Origin of the sequence: Paracoccus sp. Arc7-R13, assembly GCF_004010775.1 — a bacterium.
Taxonomy (GTDB): Bacteria; Pseudomonadota; Alphaproteobacteria; order Rhodobacterales; family Rhodobacteraceae; genus Paracoccus; species Paracoccus marcusii.
Genome location: NZ_CP034810.1, coordinates 1,451,023 through 1,468,157, shown reverse-complemented (window position 1 = coordinate 1,468,157; position 17,135 = coordinate 1,451,023). Strand labels below are relative to the sequence as shown.

Sequence of the window (17,135 nt, the reverse complement as noted above, 5' to 3'; positions counted from 1 at the left end):
CCGCATCGCTCAGCCCCCGCAGCGCATGGCCAGCAGCGCCAGGATCGCGTGCGGCACATCCGCATCCGACCCCGGCCCCAGCGCGGCCCGCAGCGCCGCCCGGCTGCGCACACCCAGGACGCCGTCATCCGGGCCGGGGTCCTGCCCGGCAGCCAGCAGCATCCGCTGCACCGTCTGTGCCGGCGTGTCGCCGAACAGCGCCGGGTCGGGCATGCATCGCGCCACCGCGCGGCGCGGTGCCTGCCCCGCCGCTGTGGCCAGCGCTGCGGCGGGGGGCAGAGACCGCCCGCGATCCGGCACGTCATTGGACAGACCGGTCGGAAAGGCCCGGGCGGCGCGCCGCAGATCGGTCGCGGTCACGTCCCGTCCCATCAGGCAGCGCCCCAGGGCATCGGCAATGCGATCGGCTCCCGCATCGGGCACGCCGGTCGCCGTGGTCCGGCAGGTCGCGGCGGCGCACTCGATCCGGACCTGCCATCGCGGTGCGCCGGGGTCGTCGGCCAGGACCGCCGTGCCGTCACCGAAGATCCGATAGGTCAGCCCATCCACACGGCCCTGCTGCCACAGGCCGGGAAACCGCGCGGTCGGCACATCCGCGCTGATCTGTCGCGCGTCCAGGGCGCCCGGCAGAGGACGGTCCAGCGCCGCCCCGACGCAGGGCGCCGCAGCCACGCAGCCGGGCCAGGCCAGCGTAAGGATCAGCTGGACCACCCTCATGGGGCACCCCGCAGCAGCGGACCCGCGGCCTTGAAGGCCAGCGCCGCCAGGACCAGGGCATTCGTGTTCGCCGTGATCGAGGCGTTGGTGGTGCCGTCGACCTCGTAGATGCCCTCGGGCCAACCGCGCCGGGGGTCGGCGGTGGGGACCACGGCCTCGACCAACTGTGCGGTGTAGGGGGTGCCGTAAAGCGCGTCCCAGCCGAAGGCGGCCTTGGTCGCCAAGGTGCGGCGGCTGTCGATCCGATCGCCCTGGTATGTCAGGACGGACCATGGCGCGCCCCCGCCCCAGACGGTGGAATAGGCAAAGAACGGCGCCTCATCCAGATGCGTCTCGGTCACCGCGGTCAGATGGCCGGTTTGGTCATGGCGGGCCTGCTGAGCCAGATAGACCGCGGTTGCGATGCGCGACGAGCGTGCGTCAAAGCCGAATTCCAGCCCGTCGAACAGATAGGGTTCGCTGACGACGAAGGCCGGGATGCGGCCACGATGCAGGCGCGTGTCGATGGGAATGTCCTGCCCCATCACGGGCTGGATCATGGCGCTGTCGGCGGGATCATAGGCGCGCACCATGTCGAACCCGGACAGCATCATCGCCTTGGAGGCATATTGTTCATAGCCCAGGCGCCCCTCCTGGTTCTCGCGGACCTCCGCGTCCACGACGCTGGCACCATAAAGCTGTCCGTCGCGGACCATCCGATCCAGCCGCCAGTCATCGGTCGCGGCCGCGATGGCCGGGGCCATGTCGGGATGGGCCGCGCGCGCGATGGCCAGTGCCGCCATCAGCCGCGCCACGTCCAGCGCCGACCAGCCCAGACCCAGATCGGTGGGTCGATTGGCGTAATCGACCATCTTCAGCGTCCGCGTGTCATAGGCCTTGTTGGGCAGGCTGTCCTGGAACAGCGGCAGGCGGTCCAGGCTGGTCAGGATGGCGGCCAGCCGATCCTTTGCCTCGGTGGCATCGATCAGCGACAAACGCTCGGCCGCGACGATGGCCACGATCAGGGACCCCGTTTCCCACATGGTGGTCGAAGGATAGCCGTCCACCGAATGCACCAGCCCGGTGTTCGGATCGGTGTTGTTCCTGAAATACGTCCAGGCGATGGCGGCATGGTCCAGGTCGGCAGCGCTGGAGGCACCGCGGATGGCCAGCGGCAGCGGCGTCGCGGCCTCGATCGCGGCTAGGGGCGTGACCGGGGCCTGCCCCGCGGCCGAAGGTCCGGCCTGCTCCAGCCAGGTCACGACCATCAGGCCGCCGATGACCCCCAGGATGAAGACGATATGGCCGCGCGCGCGGACCAGGTTCTGACGAAGGCGCATCAGGGTTCCTCGGGGATCGATGGGTTGGGTTGCCACAGCGCGGCGCGGATGATGCCCGACATGGCGATGCAGTTGTTCAGGCCCCACAGGGCGTTCGTCACGACCCCGGTCGCCGTGTGCCCGGTATCCAGGGCCCACAGCGCCAGCGTCGCCCAGGCCGCGCCCGCCACCGTCAGCGCCACGACCGCGATCTGCGGGCGGACCAGATGCAGGAAGCGGCCCGCCTGGCGGTCCTTGGGCGTGACACGGAACGCGATGCGCCGGCCGCGCAGCACGGTCCACAGCGCGCTGAGCCCGATGGGGAACGACGCCAGGTAGCTGGCCTTGGCCGACTGGCCCGCGATCCCCCAGGTGCCCACCATCATCGCCAGTTCCAGCGACAGGATGAACGGCACCACATGCAGGAAGAACTGCGACGAATAGGCCGCCACGGGCGAGATGCCGGTGAACAGATAGGCGGTGGGCGCGAACAGGAACACGGCGTTCCACAGGGCGCCCAGATAGGAATAGAAGGTCGCCCCGTAAATCAGGCGCTGTCGCAGGGTCAGGCCGCGCCGGAACAGCGGGTTGTCGTTGACCAAGATGTCCAGGCTGCCGCCCGCATACTTGAACCGCTGGATGGTCCAGCCGATCAGGTCCTGGGGCGACAGCATCCGCGTCTCGACGAAGGGGTGCAGCAATGATGTCCAGCCGCGGTCGCGGTCGGCATGCAGCACGATCGAGGTATAGATGTCCTCGGACACGTGAAAGCGGTAGGGGCTGAGGATCTCGGTGCCGACCGCCTGGGTGCGGATCGCGTCCAGAAGATCGGGGGCCACGCCGCGTTCCCGCGTCTCCAGCGTGATCTCCTCCTCGGCCTCGATCACGCGGCGTTCGACCTTGGCCCCGAAGGCGCGCAGCGCGGCCTCCATCACCGCCTCGCGCCGGTGGATCGACCCCGCGCCGCAGCAGAAGGCTGCATTGGCGTGGTTCCGGCGGCGCTGGATCACGTCATAGAACATCTGCGGATCGTTGGCCAAGGGATCGCGCCCGATGCGGCATTCGCCGATGATCCGCTCGACCGCGCGCCCTGCCCGTCCGGCCCGTGCGCCCCATCGGGCCTGCAGGACCTGGGACAGACGGCGCCCTTCGGGCAGGTCATAGAACCATTGCGGCGTCTGCACCCAAGCCAGGCTCGGGTCGCGGAAATGGCCCAGGGTGCGGGCGAGGCACGTCGGGAACGGCCGCGTGTCCGCATCGCAGATCAGCAGGAAGTCGCCCGAGGTCTGCTCCATCGCGTTGCGCAGGTTGCCGGCCTTGAACCCCTCGTTCGTGGCGCGGGTGATGTAGCCCACCCCCTCCTGCCGCGCGACCTCGGCCATGGCGGGGCGGCGGCCGTCGTCCAGCACGTGGATGCGGATGTCGATCGGATGGGGATAGGCGATGGCCTTGGCGTCGATCAGGCCAAGCCGGACCAGCTCCGGATCCTCGTCATAGGTGGCAAAGAACACGTCGACGGTGATCGGCAGCGACGGGTCCGGTGACGCGGGATCGACCTCGCCCCGCGTCGCGGGCGTGTCGGGGCAGGTCACCGGCTGATCGCGCCACAGGTTGGCGACGAACAGGATCAGGCCCAGATAGGCCAGCGTTTCGGCCAAGGCCAGCAGGGCCGCGAACCAAAGCGCGTCAGGGTTCAGCGAAGAGGACCAGCGCCAGGCGATGTACCAGCCCCCGATCACCAGCGTGACGACCGCCAGAAACTGCCACAGCGCCTCGCGCAGCGGATTGTAAGGCAGAGGTTCGGGCGGCCTGCGATCCTCGAAGGCACTGTAATACGGGATGCTCATGCCGGGACCGCTCCGGGCTGCGGGCGCGCCTTGCGGGCGGCCCAGGGGGTGGGGCCAAGGCCGATGGTCCAGGCGACGGCGGGCAGACGGCCGATCGCCACGGCCAGCCCGAAGGCCACCGGCAGCACCACCGCGAACCGCGTCACGACCAGCAGGGCGGGCGACGGCGCCAGATCAGCCTTGATCAGCGCGATGTCGAAAAGGTCGATGACCGCGGGATGGACAAGGTAGACGCCGAACGTATAGCGCGCCATGACCGACCAGCGGGGCGACCAGTCGCTGTACTGGCTGCCCAGAAAGGCGCAGAAGACCAGCAGCGGCATCAGGAAGTGGCCGTAGTAATCCCAGCCCGCCCGCACCGGAAAACTGCCCGTCAGCAGGGCGCCGCCATAAAAGGGCAGCGTCGCCAGATAGGCCAGCAGGACCAGATACAGCGCGCTGCGCCGGATCAGGCGGCTTTCTCCGCGCGGCAGGCCGTCCTTCCACAGCGAATAGAGACCGAAGGCCGCCAGGCCATAGCCGACATAACCGCAGACCTTGGTGACCCGTACCAGATAGTCGCGCGTCAGCGGCGCCAGGTCGATCGCATAGAGAAACCCCTGCGCATGGTCCATCGCACCCAGGGTCGCGACCAGCAGGACCCCCAGCATCGGATAGCGCATGGCCAACCGCATCACCGGATAGAACAGGAAGATCGCGAACAGCGTGGGCAGGAAATGCATGTGGTACTGGGCCTTGCCCAACAGCAGATAGGCGACCCAGGTCTTGATCTGGGCCAACTGCGCCAGATATTGCGGGGCATAGCCGAAGGCCTCGGCCTTGATCAGGCGGAACAGCGCATAGAACAGCGTCCAGACCGCAAAGGGCACCAGCAGCCTGTGCGCCTGGGTCGCGATCGCGTCGCGATAGCGCGGCCTGTGGCGGTCGATTCGCAGAGCCATCAGGAACAGCGAGAACAGGAAGAACATCTCGGACCCCGAGAACTCTCCGATGGAGCGCAGCAGGACGGGCACCGCGCGTTCCGCCACGCCGGCATCGGGGAACGGGCGACCCGCGAAATCGGTGGTGCTGTGGATCAGCACCACGCCCGCGGCGGCGCAGACGCGGTTCGCGTCGAACCACAGCATGCGGCCCGTGGTCATGGCTGCACCGCGGCGGTGCGGCACTGACGCGGCAGCACGTCGCGCTGTTCGGGCCTGGCCGTGACCTGCGGGCCGGTGGTGCAATCGGTCGCGGCAATGCCGTCCTCGCCCTCGACCGGGCGGCACAGGATGAAATCCGCGGCGGCGATGGTCGGGACCGGCGGCGGCGGATCTCCGCAGGTGCAGCAGGGAACCTCGCGCAGCATCGGCTCGGGCAGGCACTTGTTCGCGCGAATGTCGGTCTGGGAATAGGCCATGTCCCAGACCGTCGTGTTCGGGTTGGCGAACTGCAGGATCGGCCCCTGCACCTTGTAGAGCAGCGCGGCCAGGATGATGCCGTTGTTGTTCGCGGTCTGCAGCGGTATGACGCCGTTGCCGTTCTCGTACAGGCCTTCGAAAAAGCCGCCATCGGCCTCGGACAGGTCGGCCACGGTGTCGAACAGCAGCTGGGTGTAGGGCACGTCCCACAGCGCCCACATGCCAAGCGCGGCCTTGGCGGATACCGCCGCCCGGTCGGGCTGATAGACGTCGCTGGGGTCCAGCGTGTTCCAGGCATAGCCGTCGGCGAAGATCGCGTCATAGACGAAATAGGGCTGCCCCTCGACCTGGTGTTCCGACCGCGCAGTGATGATGCCGGTGCTTTCGAACCGCCGCTGCTGGACCAGGAAGATCCGGTGCGCGAATTCCGCCCGCCAGCCCTGCGACGCGACGCCGGGGCCCGCGGGGTCTGCCGCGGGCATGTCCCATCCCATCTCCAGCCCGTCCAGCAGATAGCTTTCGGTCAGGACATAGTTCTGGTTGTGAAAGACCCGCGGATCGCGGCCGTCATAGGGAATGTCGATGTCGTGGATCGTGGTATAGGCCAGCGGCGCGGGCTCCAGCGCGCCCGTCACGTCGAACCCCCAAAGGGCAAAGCCCTTGGCCGCGTATTCCTCGTATCCCAGGCGGCCTTCCTGGACATAGCGGGTGTCGCCGTCGCCTGACACGACAGACCCGAACAGCCGCCCGTCATCCCTGACGATGTTGCAGAAGTTCCAGCGCAGCGGCACGTTGTCGACGCCGTTGGCCAGATAGGGATAGCGTTCGCGCAGGATACGCAGCCAGACCAGCATGCGGCCCATGTCCAGGACCGAGAACCCGACCTCTCCGGGTTCGTTGGCATAGTTCACCTTCTGCCCGGTCTTGGTGTTGTAGACCTTGTTCGGCGCCTCTCCGCGATACAGGTCCAGATTGCGCAGCGTGGCGATCAGCAGCGTGGCCCGGCGGTCGAAGTCGCGCTTGTCTATGATGCCCAGCTCGTATGCCGCGACCAGGGCGCTGACATAGGACGCGGTGTCCCACAGTGTCGTCGACGGATAACTGCCCACCGCGTTGACCAGCCCCGTCTCGGGCTGGAACCCGGCCTCGAAATAGCTCCAGGCGGCGCGGGCCATCGCCATCTCGCGCTCTGTCAGGGGGCCGTGGCGGCCGAAGGGGGGCGCGGGCCGGTCTGCCTGCTGGACGGCCAGCGGCTGCAGCGCCTGCGGCAGCGGACCGTCCTGGGCCGCGGCCTGGAACGGCAGCAGCAGCGCCAGCAGCGGCACCGCGATGCGCAGGGTCCGGGTCATCACGACCGTCCCCCCAACGCCGCCGATGCCGCGGCGCAGTCGGCGAAGACCGGAAAGACCTTGTCCATGCGGGTGATGCGGAACATGCCCGCGACGCTGCCCGACAGGCCGCACAGCACGATCTCTCAGCGCATGCCCAGGCGCTTGAGCACGCCCACCAGCGCGCTGATGGCGGTGCTGTCTATGAAATCGACGGCGGCAAGGTCGACGACCAGCCGATCCTCGCCCCGGTCGATCAGGTCATAGACCTGGTCGCGAAAGGCGGTGGCGTTCGTCGCGGTCAGGCGCCCGGTCCGCAGGCGGATCTCGCAGCTGCGGCCCGCTACGGGGCGGGTGATGCGGAACATGCCGCGGTCGACGGCCATGGGGTGGTCGGGATGATCGATCGTCAAGTCACGCATGTGCGGCCCCGTCTCTGGTAAGAATGGCATGGGAAGGCCTGCGACCGGCACTGACAGGTGCGGCCCGGACAGGACCGGACAGCCCGCCTGCGGCGGGGTCGTCCGGCAACGGATCGTTCGTCAGGTCAGATCAGGTGATCATCTTGCGGTCGCGGGCGATCATCGCGGCCTGGGTGCGGTTCCTGGCGTCCAGCTTGCGGCACAGGGTCTTGACGTGCAGCTTGACCGTGACCTCCTGCAGGCCCAGCAGCCGCCCGATATCCTTGTTCGACCGCCCCTCGGTCAGGCCGCGCAGGACCTGGGTCTCGCGTGCGGTCAATTCGCCCACGGGGGCGTGGTCGTCCTGTTCCAGATAACCGTAGGGCACGAAGATCTCTCCGGACGCGATGAAGGTCACGGCCGCGGCCAGCGACCGCGCGTTCATCGTCTTGGGCAGAAAGCCCCGCGCCCCCGCCGCCATCGCGTCCCGCGCCACGCTGCGCGAGGCGGTCCCCGACAGGATCGCGACGGGGCGCGGATCCATCAGGCCGCGGATCACGGCCAGTCCCGCCAGCCCGTCCATCCCCGGCATGTCGTAATCCAGCAGCGCCAGATCGAAGGGAACGTCCCCCGCCTGCGCGATCGCCCGTTCCGCGCCGGCGACATCGCCGACCTCGACGACCTGGGCGTCGATCTGCGCACCCAGATACAGGACCAGGGTCTCTCGGATCAGGTCATGGTCATCAGCCAGTAAAATTTTCACGACTTCACCTCTTACGCGGCAAGCCAGACATGCTAGCCTGTGTTGCCGGGGTCCGTGATACCCGATGATCGGAGGTCTTCGATCCGGCCGTATCCGCATGGCCCGCCCGTCTGTGCCAAAGGATACAACCGGACTATCCGTTCGTATAGCGTCCGATACGAATGATGTCGTGCGTGTCTGTGTCGTCCATGCGACATTTCCGACCATGATCGCCAGACTGCATCGGGATACCCTCATGGTTCGCACATTCCTTCACGGCACCCTTCTGTCCGCCGCCCTTGCCCTGGCCGGGCCGGCTCTGGCACAGGAGGCGGCCCTTCTCAGCGTCGACGGTCCGGACGGGTCGCGCAGCTATGACCTGCCGGCGCTGCAGGCCCTGGGCGAGGCGCAGATCAGCACCTCGACCGTCTGGACCGAAGGGGTGCACGGCTTCACCGGCGTCCCGCTGGCCCGCATCCTGGCGGATGCCGGCATCGCCACCGGCCCCGGCAGCACAGGAGAGGTGTCGGCGACCGCGATCAACGACTATGCCATCAGCATACCCCTGGCCGAGATCGGCCCGGACGTGCCCCTGGTGGCCTATCTGATGGACGACCGCCAGATGTCGGTTCGCGACAAGGGACCGCTGTGGATCGTCTATCCCTATGACGCCGACCGGCAGTACCAGACCGAGGTGATCTACTCCCGCAGCATCTGGCAGCTCAACCGTCTCAGCACCGCACCGGTGCCATGAGCGCCATCCGCACCCGGCTGCAGGTCGCGGTGGCCGTCCTGACGGTCTCGATCGCCGTGTGCGGGTTCGTGGTCTGGGTCGTCAGCGCCGATGCGCGGCGCCAGATCGACCAGCTTGCCACCGCGAATTCAGACAGCATCCAGTGGTCGCTGGCCCAGTCAGAGGTCGAGCTGCTGGCCCTGCTGGTCGCGGTCGGCGACGCCCGCGCGCAGCCCGGCGACCCCGCGATGCTGGCCGAGGTCAGGACGCGGTTCGACATCCTCTATTCCCGCATGCGGACGCTGACGACCGGACGCGTGTTCCAGACCCTGCGTCAGGACGACCCCGCCCGCCGCAGGCTGGACCAGACAGAGGCCGCGCTGGACGCCATCGTGCCGCTGATCGACGGGTCCGACGACCGGCTGCGCGACGCGCTGCCCACGCTGCAGGCCCGGGTCGCGGCCCTGCGCCCGGTGGTGCGGTCCGCGTCGCTGGAGGGGGTGCGGCTGTTCTCGGGGCAGTCCGACCGCCAGCGCGAACAGGTGTCCGCGGCCATGCACGACCTGGCCCTGCTTGTCGGGATGATGGTCGTGGCGGTGACGCTGGTGGTCGCGGCGCTGGCGGTCATGGCGGACCGCGCGCGGCGCCAGGCGGCACGGATCGCCACGACGCACGCACGGCTGCGCACGGTCATCGCCACATCCCACGACGCCATCGTCGTGGCCGACACCGACGGCCGCATCCTGGATTTCAACGAATCCGCGCAGCGTATCTATGGCTATGGCGCGGAAGAGGCATTGGGCGCCGACATGCTGACCCTGATCGTCCCCGAGGCCGCCCGCGCCGAGGTACGGGGGTTCCTGGCCGACATCTCCACACCGGCCACCGATCCGGGCCGTCCGGTCCGGGCCACGGCGATGCGCAAGTCCGGCGAGATCTTTCCCATCGAGGTCACCGTCGCCCGCGCGCCCAGCGAACGGGGACCGGTCATGATCGCCTTCGTGCGCGACGTCACCCGCCAGGTGCAGGAGGCCGATGAGCTGATCTGCGCCCGCGACCGCGCCGTCGCCGGAGAGCGTGCCAAGGACGAGATGCTGACCGTCATGAGCCACGAGATGCGGAGCCCCCTGAACGGCCTGCTGGGCACGCTGGACCTGCTGTCCGCCACCCCGCTGAACCCGCAGCAGCGCCCCTATGCCGAGGTCATGGCCCAATCGGGCGCCCTGCTGCTGGGGCATGTCAACTCGGTCCTGGACATCGCGCGGGCCGATGCGGGGGCGATGCCGCTGGAGCAGGTCGCCTTCGACCCGCGCAGGCTGGTGCTGGACCTTCTGGAGGCGCTGCAGGCGCGGGCGCGGCAACGTGGGAATACGCTGTCGGCGCAGATGATCGGGGACGCGGCCTGCCCTGTCCTGGGCGATCCGGCGCGCCTGACGCAGATCCTGATGAACCTGATCGGCAATGCCATCAAGTTTACCGAAGGCGGCCGAATCACCGTCACCATCGACCGGCGACAGCGCGGTCTGGTCGAATTCCGCGTGCATGACACCGGCATCGGCATCGCCCCCGAGGATCACGCACGCATCTTCCAAGAGTTCGTGACCCTCGACCCGTCGTTCCGCCGCACGGTCGAGGGGACGGGCCTGGGCCTTGGCATCGTGCGCCGCCTGACTCGGCTGATGGACGGCGACATCCGCGTGGAGAGCGCGATCGGACAGGGCGCCTGCTTCATCCTGACGGTGCCGCTGGCCGACCAGCCGCTGCCGCCCCCGGTGACAACCCCCGCCCGCCCTGCGCCCCCCGCGCCCGGTCCCCGGCGCCGCGTGCTGGTGGTCGAGGACAACGAGGTCAACCGGATGGTCGTCCGCGAGATGCTGCATGCCCGCAACTGCGACATCGTCGAGGCCGTGGACGGGCAACAGGGCGTGGATGCCGCGCTGGCGCAGCGGTTCGACCTGATCTTCATGGACATCAGCATGCCCCGCATGGACGGCATCACCGCCGCGACGCGGATCCGCGCGCAAGGCCCGAACGTCGCCACGCCGATCATCGCCCTGACGGCCCATGCCCGGCCCGCGAATCAGGACTGGTTCCAGGCGGCGGGCATGTCGGCCACGCTGACAAAGCCGCTGTCCTTCCAGGCCTTGGACCCCTTGCTGGATCGCGTCGCGACCATGCGCGGCGCGTCCCCGGCCAGGGACGCCGCCCGGCGCCATCTGGCCGGCAACATCGGGGCGGAGCATGCCGACAGGATGCTGAACCGCATTTTGTCTGAGTTCCACGACGGGCTGGCCCGGCTGGATGACCTGACGGCCGATCCGGCGACCCTGTCGGATGCGGCGCATCTGGCCCATCGGATGGCCGGGTTCGTGGCGCTGCTGGGCCTGTCCGAATTGCGCGATGCCCTGAGCGACCTTGAGAGCGGGCTGACGGCCGGCACGCTTGCGGGCATCCTGAACCGGCTGGCAGCCATCGGCGCCATGTCCCCGTGATGCTCCTGCCCGCACCGGGGTTCGTTGGGGCCCCACCGGACCCTGGGTCATCGCGTGCCGTCAGGACCGCCGCGTCGCCCCTTCGCTTGGCTGGTCGGGACCGCGGGGGGGTGCACACTCGGCCTCCAGCACGCCGTACTTGGCCAGCCGCGAATACAGCGTCGTGGCCGCAACGCCCAGCAGGGCCGCGGCGCCGTCGCGGCCCGACACCATGCCGCCCGCCTCGCGCATGGCGTTCAGCACGGTGTCGCGGGCCAGGATGCGCATCTGGGCATCCGTCATCACCGCCCCGCCAGGATAGACAGGGGCGCATTCGTGGTGATCCTGGGCCATTCGGGCTGCGGAAAACCGACGATCACGAACATCCTGGCGGGCTTGGCGCAAACCACCTCCGGCGTCGTGACCATGGACGGGGCCGAGATTTCCGGCCCCAGCCTGGACCGCGGCGTGGTCTTCCAGAACTACGCGCTGCTGCCGTGGCTGACCGCGCTTGGCAATGTCCGCTTCGGGGTGCGCGCCCGCCATTCCCACTGGACGCGCGCACAGGTCGATGAGGTCGCGACCCGGTACCTGTCGATGGTCGGGCTGAGCGCGCAGGCGATCCGCCGCAAGCCCAGCCAACTGTCGGGCGGCATGCGCCAGCGCGTGTCCATGGCCCGCGCCTTTGCCAACCACCCCAAGCTGCTGCTCTTGGACGAGCCGTTCGGCGCGCTGGACGCGCTGGCCCGCGGCACCATCCGGGACGAGCCGCTGAAGATATGGGGCGGCACCAACCGGACCGTCTTCATGATCACCCATGACATCGACGAGGCGATCCTTCTGGCAGACCGCATCCTGCTGGTGACGAACGGACCCTTTGCGCGGGTGGCGGAATCGGTTCGGATCGCCATCCCGCGGCCACGCGCGCGCACCGACATCGTCGATCACCCGAATTACTATCCGATCCGCGACCACCTGGTGCGGTTCCTGGGCAGGCGGTCCGCGGAACGGGCGGGACAGGCCTCGGGCGGGGCGGAGCAACGCCCCGATCCGGTGCGCATCGACCTGACTGAACCAGTCCCGGCACATTTGCGGGCCATCACCGAATGACCCGCCCGCCGGTGCCGCCCTTCTCGCGCGAAGACGCGCTCCTCAAGGTCCGCATGGCCGAGGACGCGTGGAACGGCCGCGATCCGGCCCGCGTCGCGCTGGCCTATACGCCCGACACCGTCTGGCGGAACCGGTCCGACTTCCTGCATGGCCGCGACCAGGTGCAGGCGTTCTTGGTCAGCAAGTGGCAGGCCGAACAGAGCTATCGCCTGATCAAGGCTTTGTGGTGCCACGCCCCCGACGGCATCGCGGTGCGGTTCTGATATGAATGGCACGATGCCGCGGGCCGGTGGTTCCGGTCCCACGGCAACGAGAACTGGCAGTTCGACGCGGGGGGCCTAATGGCCGCACGCCACGCCTCGATCAACGACGTCGCCATCGGCGACGCCGACCGCCTGTTCCGCTGGCCGCAAGGGCCGCGCCCTGCCGATCATCCTGGCCTGACTGACCTGGGCATGTAACCCCCTTTACCGCAAGGAGACGACCATGAAAGACCAGATTGCCCACACCCTAACCGGCGAGGACGTGACCGCCCTGATCCTGGCCGCCAGAAAGGCCAAGGGCCTGTCCTGGGGGGGATCGTTCAGCGCATCGGCATGTCGCAGGTCTTCACGCATTCGGACTGCATGGGCATGAACGCCTTTCCCTTCGACAAGGCGCAGGAACTGGTCACGGCGCTGGACCTGCCCGCCGATGCGGCCGACCTGCTGTCCGAACCGCCCACCAAGATCTGGAGCCAAGCGGTGCCAACGGACCTCTGCCTCTATACCTGTACGAGATCGCGGGCGTCTATGGCCCCACCATCAAGGCGCTGATCGAGAAGGAGTTCGGCACCGGCATCATGTCCGCCATCGACTTCGAGATGTCCGTGACCCGAGAGACCAACGCCAAAGGCAACCGCGTCAGGCGGGAGATGTCGGGCAAGTATCTGGCCTATAACGCCTGGTGACGGCCGCGGCCTAGGAACTGGGAACTTTGGGACGCCCCGGACGGGGCCGCGGGCCCACTGCGGGGCCGTCCCTCAGTCCTGGTCCCGGGGCGTGTTGCCGATGGGGAACATGTCCTCGCCGTAATGGTGCAGCTTGACGTGATGGGTGCGGCACAGCCAGCGCACGGCCAGCGGCTGGTCATAGTGGTCGTGATGGGCATCGACCGTCTCTGCGCCGCAGACCTCGCAGGGCCGCTTTTGCAGCTGCCCCGAGGCCAGCGCCCGCTGTACCGCCAGATGGGCGCTGTATTTCAGCAGGTTGGCACGGCGCCAGTTGGTCTGCCGCGTGTCGCTTTTCAGTGCAGGGGGCATGGGGCCCGCGGGATCGGGGGTCACCGACCCCTGATCGTCCTCATCCTGCTGTGGCACTGTCTGTCCCTGATCCATCGGGCCAGCATATGCCCGACCCGCGCGAAAGACAAAAGGTCGCTTGATGCGCATCGCCGGGCGCGGCGTCAGGCATCCGGCCCCGGCCCGAACTCCAGTGTGACGCGGGCGCGCGCGTCGGTCATCGCATAGCGCATCGCAATCCCGTGGGCCGCGGCCATGCGCGTCACGATGGCCAGGCCCAGCCTGGCACCCTGCGACCCCGCGCCCTTGTCGAAGGTCGCATGGCGAAAGGCCGCGCCCGGCCCGACCGCATTGCTGACCGTCAACGCCGGCCCCGCCGAAATCAGCACCCGCAGGTTCCCCGTCCCGTGGTCGACCGCGTTGCGCAACAGGTTGCGCAGGATCAGCGCCAGCGCGTCGGGATCGACGGCCACCGGGGCCTGCGTCATCTCTCCGTCGTCGAACATCACCGGCTGGCCGATGTCGTCGATGACCATCCGCGCCACGCGGATCAGGTCGCACGGGCCCGCGCCCATCGCCCCCGCCTCGGCCCGCGACAGCTGCAGCAGGCGTTCGACCAGGTGGCCCATGCGCCCCAGCGCGCCGGCCAGCCGCCCCGCCGCCGCGTCGTCGGCCAGCCCCGCCGCGATCAGCTGCGCCTGGCCGGACGCGGCGGCGATGGGCGTGCGCAACTCGTGCGCGGCATTGGTGGCGAACTGGCGTTCCGCATCGATCCGGGCGCGGATCGTATCCAGATAGCCGTTCAACGCCCGCGGGATCGGGGCCAGTTCGATCGGCAGGTCCGGGGTCGCGACGGGGGACAGGTCCTGGGCCGACCGCCGACGCAATTCGCCCGCGAAGCGCGTCGCGGGCCGCAGCGCCGACCCGACCGCCCCGCGGATCGCCAAAGGCGCGGCCAGCAGGACCGGCAGCATCAGCCCCACCAGCCAGGTCAGGCTTTCGCGCAGCTCGTCGCGGCGCCAGGCGGTTGTGTGGCCGACCTCGACGACCAGATCGCCCGCCGGATCGGCCAGGCGGAACACCCGCCAGCCGGGCAGGTCCTGGCCGCCATCGGCGGTGACCGGCGCCCAGGGCGCGTCGGTCACCGACACGCCCCCGTCAATGATGCGGATCGCGCTGTCGCCCGGGGCCAGTGTCCCGACCTGACCCGCGCCACGGTACAGCGACAGCGACAGCCGGGCCGATGCCTCCAGGCTGTCATCCATCAGCTCGGACATCTCGTGAGAGATCACCGTCGCGGCCAGCGCCACCCCCGCCAGCCACGCGGCGCAGGCCCCCAGCACGACCCGGCGCACCAGCCTGCCGCGCAGGGACCAGGGCCGCGTCACGGGATCAGGTATCCCAGGCCGCGCCGCGTCTGGATCGCATCGGCCCCCAGCTTACCCCGCAGCCGCGAGACATAGACTTCGACCGCGTTCCCCTCGATGGCGTCGTCGAAGGCATAGAGGCGATCCTCCAGCGCCTGCTTGGACAGCACCCTGCCCCGCGCGGACAGCAGTGCGTCGAACAGCGCCCATTCGCGCGAGGTCAGGCGGATCTCGGTCTCGTCCTTGAACAGGCGGGCTCCGGCGCGGTCCACCCGCAGCCCGCCGAGCCGGCTTTCCGTCGCCGGATCGCCCGATGCACGGCGGGCATTGGCGCGCAGACGCGCCTCGATCTCGGCCAGGTCATAGGGTTTGACGACGTAATCGTCCGCGCCCGCATCCAGCCCGGCGATGCGTTCGGTGATCTGGTCGCGCGCGGTGGCGATGATCACCGGCACGCGGTTGCCGCGATGGCGCTGTTCGCGCAGAAGCACCAGCCCGGACCCGTCCGGCAGCGCCAGGTCCAGCAGGATCGCGTCAAAGCCCGCAACCTCCAAGGCCGCGCGCGCGGTGTCCAGGTCCGGCGCGTGATCGACCGCATGACCCTGCGCCCGCAGGTACCGGACCAGCGCATCGGCGATATCGGCCTCGTCTTCGATCAGCAGCACACGCATCCGATTTCCCTTCGTTCCGCCAAGACATGGCGGGACGGGGGAGCCGGATCAACGGAAAAGAACGCATCACGGCGTCGTGATGATGGCTTCCCTGTCTGTAAGCCTGCTGCAAGCTTTGCCCGTCAGATCAGGGGCACGAACCACGCAAAGGCCCCACCATGCATGCACTGCGCCACCTGTCCGACGACGCCATGCACATGCAGATCCTGCAGCCCCTGGACCCCGGCTGGCAGGCCGCGGCCCTGATGATCGAAGGCCATTTCCATGACGCCTTCGACGCCCGCATGACCCTGTCCGCGGTTCCCCTGGCGGTGGCGCGGTCGGCCTCGGGCGCGGTGCTGGGGGCGGCGGGCCTGCGCGATGCGGCGGCGGGGTTCTTTTCACAGGTCTATCTGGACCGGCCGGTGGCGCAGCTGCTGTCCGAACGCAGCGGCCGCGCGGTTCACGACGACGACATCCTGGAGGTCGTGTCGATGGCCTGCCCCCGCCCCATCGCCACCCTGCCCCTGATCGAGGCCATCGCCGCCGAGGGCCGCCTGCAGGGCAAAAGCTGGGGCCTGTTCACGGCCACGACCGCCCTGGTCGCGATGCTGCAGCGTACCGGCGTGCCGCTGCTGGCGCTGGCACCGGCGCGGGCGGAATGCCTGCCCGATGCGGCCTGCTGGGGCCGCTACTACGACACGAACCCCTGGGTCTGCGCGCTGGCCGAACGGTCCGAACCGCTGCGCTTCATGCCCCGCCCCTCCCGCAGCTTCAGCAAGGTCTCCCCCCGATGATCCCGATCTTCGACGCCCTCGCCCGCCATGCCCGCCAGCGGCCCGACGCCATCGCGTTCCGTGACGGTGACCGCACGATCAGCTGGGCGGGCCTTGCCCGTGCCGTCGGTCATGCGGCCGCCGGTTTCGCGGGCGGGCCCCGGACGGTCGGTCTGCGCCTTGTCGGGCTGGACTATGTCATCGCCGATCTGGCCGCGACTTTGGCCGGGTGCCGCGTGGTGCCGGTGCCGGGCTTCTTTTCCGCCGGGCAGGTCAATCACCTGCTGGCCGATTCCGGCGCCACGCTGATCGACCGCCTGCCGCGACCCGACGCAGCGCTGCCGCTGGCCAGCGCAGATCGGGAACGTTCAGGCCGCAGGTCCGGCAGGCGGCATTCATCGCCTGCTTGTCAAAATTGCTGTGCTGCACAAGCTGATGGCGCGTCAGCAGAGGCAGCAGCATCTCCAGCGCCTCGGCAAAGCCGGGGGCCTGCGCCACATGGTCCGGACCGATGCCGTGCAGACGAATGTTGAACGAGTCGAATCGCGACCTGGGGTTGACCAGCATCGAAAACGTCTGGATTTCGCCATCCGGCTGCACGCAGGCCAAGCCGATCTGACAGATGCTTGCCGCGTCGCTGCACGCCGTCTCGACGTCCAGCGCGACGAAGCGAAAGCTGCCCACGGGAACCTGATCGGCATGGCCGAAGGCTGGCCTGGCAGCCTGCAGATCGATCCCGGACGTCGGCAGACCGCGACCCGCCCCGCGTCGATCATGAAGATGTACGTCGGGCATGGTCCCGAAAGGCCGATCGAACCGGGTCATGCAAATCCTCGCCACCAAAGCCGCCGCGTCACGTCAGACGACGCCGCTATCGTCGGACATCTGCCGGCACGATGCAACCGCTTCGCAGCGTCAGTTCGGCCGCGATGCATTGACGATCGGATGCCCTCCGGTTCGCCTGACCAGATACCACGATTACAGTGCAGCCACGTCCCTGGTCAGACAACCCTGCC

General features: G+C 68.9%; 18 protein-coding genes and 2 pseudogenes. 8 read left to right on the top strand and 12 right to left on the bottom strand.

Annotated features, from left to right (window positions below; all coding sequences use genetic code 11):
- Window positions 1–9: 9 nt before the first annotated feature.
- The 7 genes from EOJ32_RS07300 to EOJ32_RS07270 form a co-directional block, all read right to left on the bottom strand.
- Window positions 10–717, bottom strand: coding sequence for a hypothetical protein (locus tag EOJ32_RS07300; protein ID WP_127898102.1), 708 nt, complete (start codon window positions 715–717; stop codon window positions 10–12).
- Entirely contained in the window at window positions 714–2,036 is a 1,323-nt protein-coding gene (locus EOJ32_RS07295; RefSeq protein WP_127898101.1) for a DUF3131 domain-containing protein, read from the bottom strand. Before EOJ32_RS07295 ends, EOJ32_RS07300 begins: the two co-directional genes overlap by 4 nt.
- A complete protein-coding gene (locus EOJ32_RS07290; RefSeq protein ID WP_127898100.1) occupies window positions 2,036–3,862 on the bottom strand; it encodes a glycosyltransferase in 1,827 nt (608 codons plus the stop codon). The genes EOJ32_RS07295 and EOJ32_RS07290 overlap by 1 nt, the downstream gene beginning before the upstream one ends.
- Window positions 3,859–5,004 carry an acyltransferase gene (locus tag EOJ32_RS07285; RefSeq protein ID WP_127898099.1) on the bottom strand — a complete coding sequence of 382 codons (1,146 nt, stop codon included), beginning with the start codon at window positions 5,002–5,004 and terminating at the stop codon, window positions 3,859–3,861. Before EOJ32_RS07285 ends, EOJ32_RS07290 begins: the two co-directional genes overlap by 4 nt.
- Window positions 5,001–6,611, bottom strand: coding sequence for a DUF3131 domain-containing protein (locus EOJ32_RS07280; protein WP_127898098.1), 1,611 nt, complete (start codon window positions 6,609–6,611; stop codon window positions 5,001–5,003). The genes EOJ32_RS07285 and EOJ32_RS07280 overlap by 4 nt, the downstream gene beginning before the upstream one ends.
- A gap of 125 nt (window positions 6,612–6,736) precedes the next feature.
- Window positions 6,737–7,012 (bottom strand): STAS domain-containing protein, encoded by a 276-nt coding sequence (locus EOJ32_RS20385; RefSeq protein ID WP_240542521.1) that lies wholly within the window; start codon window positions 7,010–7,012, stop codon window positions 6,737–6,739.
- Between the two features lie 130 nt (window positions 7,013–7,142).
- Complete coding sequence (locus EOJ32_RS07270) at window positions 7,143–7,754, bottom strand: response regulator transcription factor (protein ID WP_240542520.1); 612 nt, start codon at window positions 7,752–7,754, stop codon at window positions 7,143–7,145.
- Between the two features lie 235 nt (window positions 7,755–7,989).
- Between EOJ32_RS07270 and EOJ32_RS07265 the strand changes: the two genes are divergently transcribed.
- Window positions 7,990–8,487 carry a molybdopterin-dependent oxidoreductase gene (locus EOJ32_RS07265; RefSeq protein WP_127898096.1) on the top strand — a complete coding sequence of 166 codons (498 nt, stop codon included), beginning with the start codon at window positions 7,990–7,992 and terminating at the stop codon, window positions 8,485–8,487.
- On the top strand, window positions 8,484–10,958 hold the full coding sequence (locus tag EOJ32_RS07260) for an ATP-binding protein (protein ID WP_127898095.1): 2,475 nt from the start codon (window positions 8,484–8,486) through the stop codon (window positions 10,956–10,958). The genes EOJ32_RS07265 and EOJ32_RS07260 overlap by 4 nt, the downstream gene beginning before the upstream one ends.
- 60 nt (window positions 10,959–11,018) lie before the next feature.
- Here EOJ32_RS07260 and EOJ32_RS20090 read toward each other — a convergent pair whose 3' ends face one another.
- A complete protein-coding gene (locus EOJ32_RS20090) occupies window positions 11,019–11,240 on the bottom strand; it encodes a hypothetical protein (protein ID WP_164871350.1) in 222 nt (73 codons plus the stop codon).
- 33 nt (window positions 11,241–11,273) lie between these two features.
- Between EOJ32_RS20090 and EOJ32_RS07255 the strand changes: the two genes are divergently transcribed.
- The 4 genes and pseudogenes from EOJ32_RS07255 to EOJ32_RS20670 all read left to right on the top strand — a co-directional run bounded on the left by EOJ32_RS07255 (window position 11,274) and on the right by EOJ32_RS20670 (window position 12,996).
- Window positions 11,274–12,047 carry an ABC transporter ATP-binding protein gene (locus tag EOJ32_RS07255; protein WP_240542519.1) on the top strand — a complete coding sequence of 258 codons (774 nt, stop codon included), beginning with the start codon at window positions 11,274–11,276 and terminating at the stop codon, window positions 12,045–12,047.
- Window positions 12,044–12,508: pseudogene (locus EOJ32_RS07250) on the top strand (DUF1348 family protein). Before EOJ32_RS07255 ends, EOJ32_RS07250 begins: the two are co-directional and overlap by 4 nt.
- 135 nt (window positions 12,509–12,643) lie before the next feature.
- Window positions 12,644–12,862 (top strand): hypothetical protein, encoded by a 219-nt coding sequence (locus EOJ32_RS20380; protein WP_240542518.1) that lies wholly within the window; start codon window positions 12,644–12,646, stop codon window positions 12,860–12,862.
- The gene (locus EOJ32_RS20670) at window positions 12,778–12,996 is read left to right on the top strand and encodes a hypothetical protein (protein ID WP_371706129.1); all 219 of its coding nucleotides are present in this window, start codon (window positions 12,778–12,780) and stop codon (window positions 12,994–12,996) included. The genes EOJ32_RS20380 and EOJ32_RS20670 overlap by 85 nt, the downstream gene beginning before the upstream one ends.
- Window positions 12,997–13,068: 72 nt before the next feature.
- Here the strand turns inward: EOJ32_RS20670 and EOJ32_RS07240 are convergent, their stop codons facing one another.
- The 3 genes from EOJ32_RS07240 to EOJ32_RS07230 form a co-directional block, all read right to left on the bottom strand.
- On the bottom strand, window positions 13,069–13,404 hold the full coding sequence (locus EOJ32_RS07240) for a hypothetical protein (protein WP_204245752.1): 336 nt from the start codon (window positions 13,402–13,404) through the stop codon (window positions 13,069–13,071).
- An 86-nt stretch (window positions 13,405–13,490) separates the two neighbouring features.
- Window positions 13,491–14,714 carry a HAMP domain-containing sensor histidine kinase gene (locus EOJ32_RS07235; protein ID WP_127898094.1) on the bottom strand — a complete coding sequence of 408 codons (1,224 nt, stop codon included), beginning with the start codon at window positions 14,712–14,714 and terminating at the stop codon, window positions 13,491–13,493.
- A complete protein-coding gene (locus EOJ32_RS07230; RefSeq protein ID WP_046000918.1) occupies window positions 14,711–15,364 on the bottom strand; it encodes a response regulator transcription factor in 654 nt (217 codons plus the stop codon). Before EOJ32_RS07230 ends, EOJ32_RS07235 begins: the two co-directional genes overlap by 4 nt.
- Before the next feature lie 158 nt (window positions 15,365–15,522).
- On the opposite strand from EOJ32_RS07230, the gene EOJ32_RS07225 reads away from it, so the two are divergent.
- Window positions 15,523–16,140 carry a thermostable hemolysin gene (locus EOJ32_RS07225; RefSeq protein WP_127898093.1) on the top strand — a complete coding sequence of 206 codons (618 nt, stop codon included), beginning with the start codon at window positions 15,523–15,525 and terminating at the stop codon, window positions 16,138–16,140.
- A pseudogene (locus tag EOJ32_RS20665) lies at window positions 16,137–16,373 on the top strand (hypothetical protein); the annotation flags it as partial. The gene EOJ32_RS07225 and the pseudogene EOJ32_RS20665, both read left to right, overlap by 4 nt.
- A gap of 19 nt (window positions 16,374–16,392) precedes the next feature.
- Here EOJ32_RS20665 and EOJ32_RS07215 read toward each other — a convergent pair.
- Entirely contained in the window at window positions 16,393–16,944 is a 552-nt protein-coding gene (locus EOJ32_RS07215; protein ID WP_240542517.1) for an exonuclease domain-containing protein, read from the bottom strand.
- Between the last annotated feature and the right edge of the window lie 191 nt (window positions 16,945–17,135).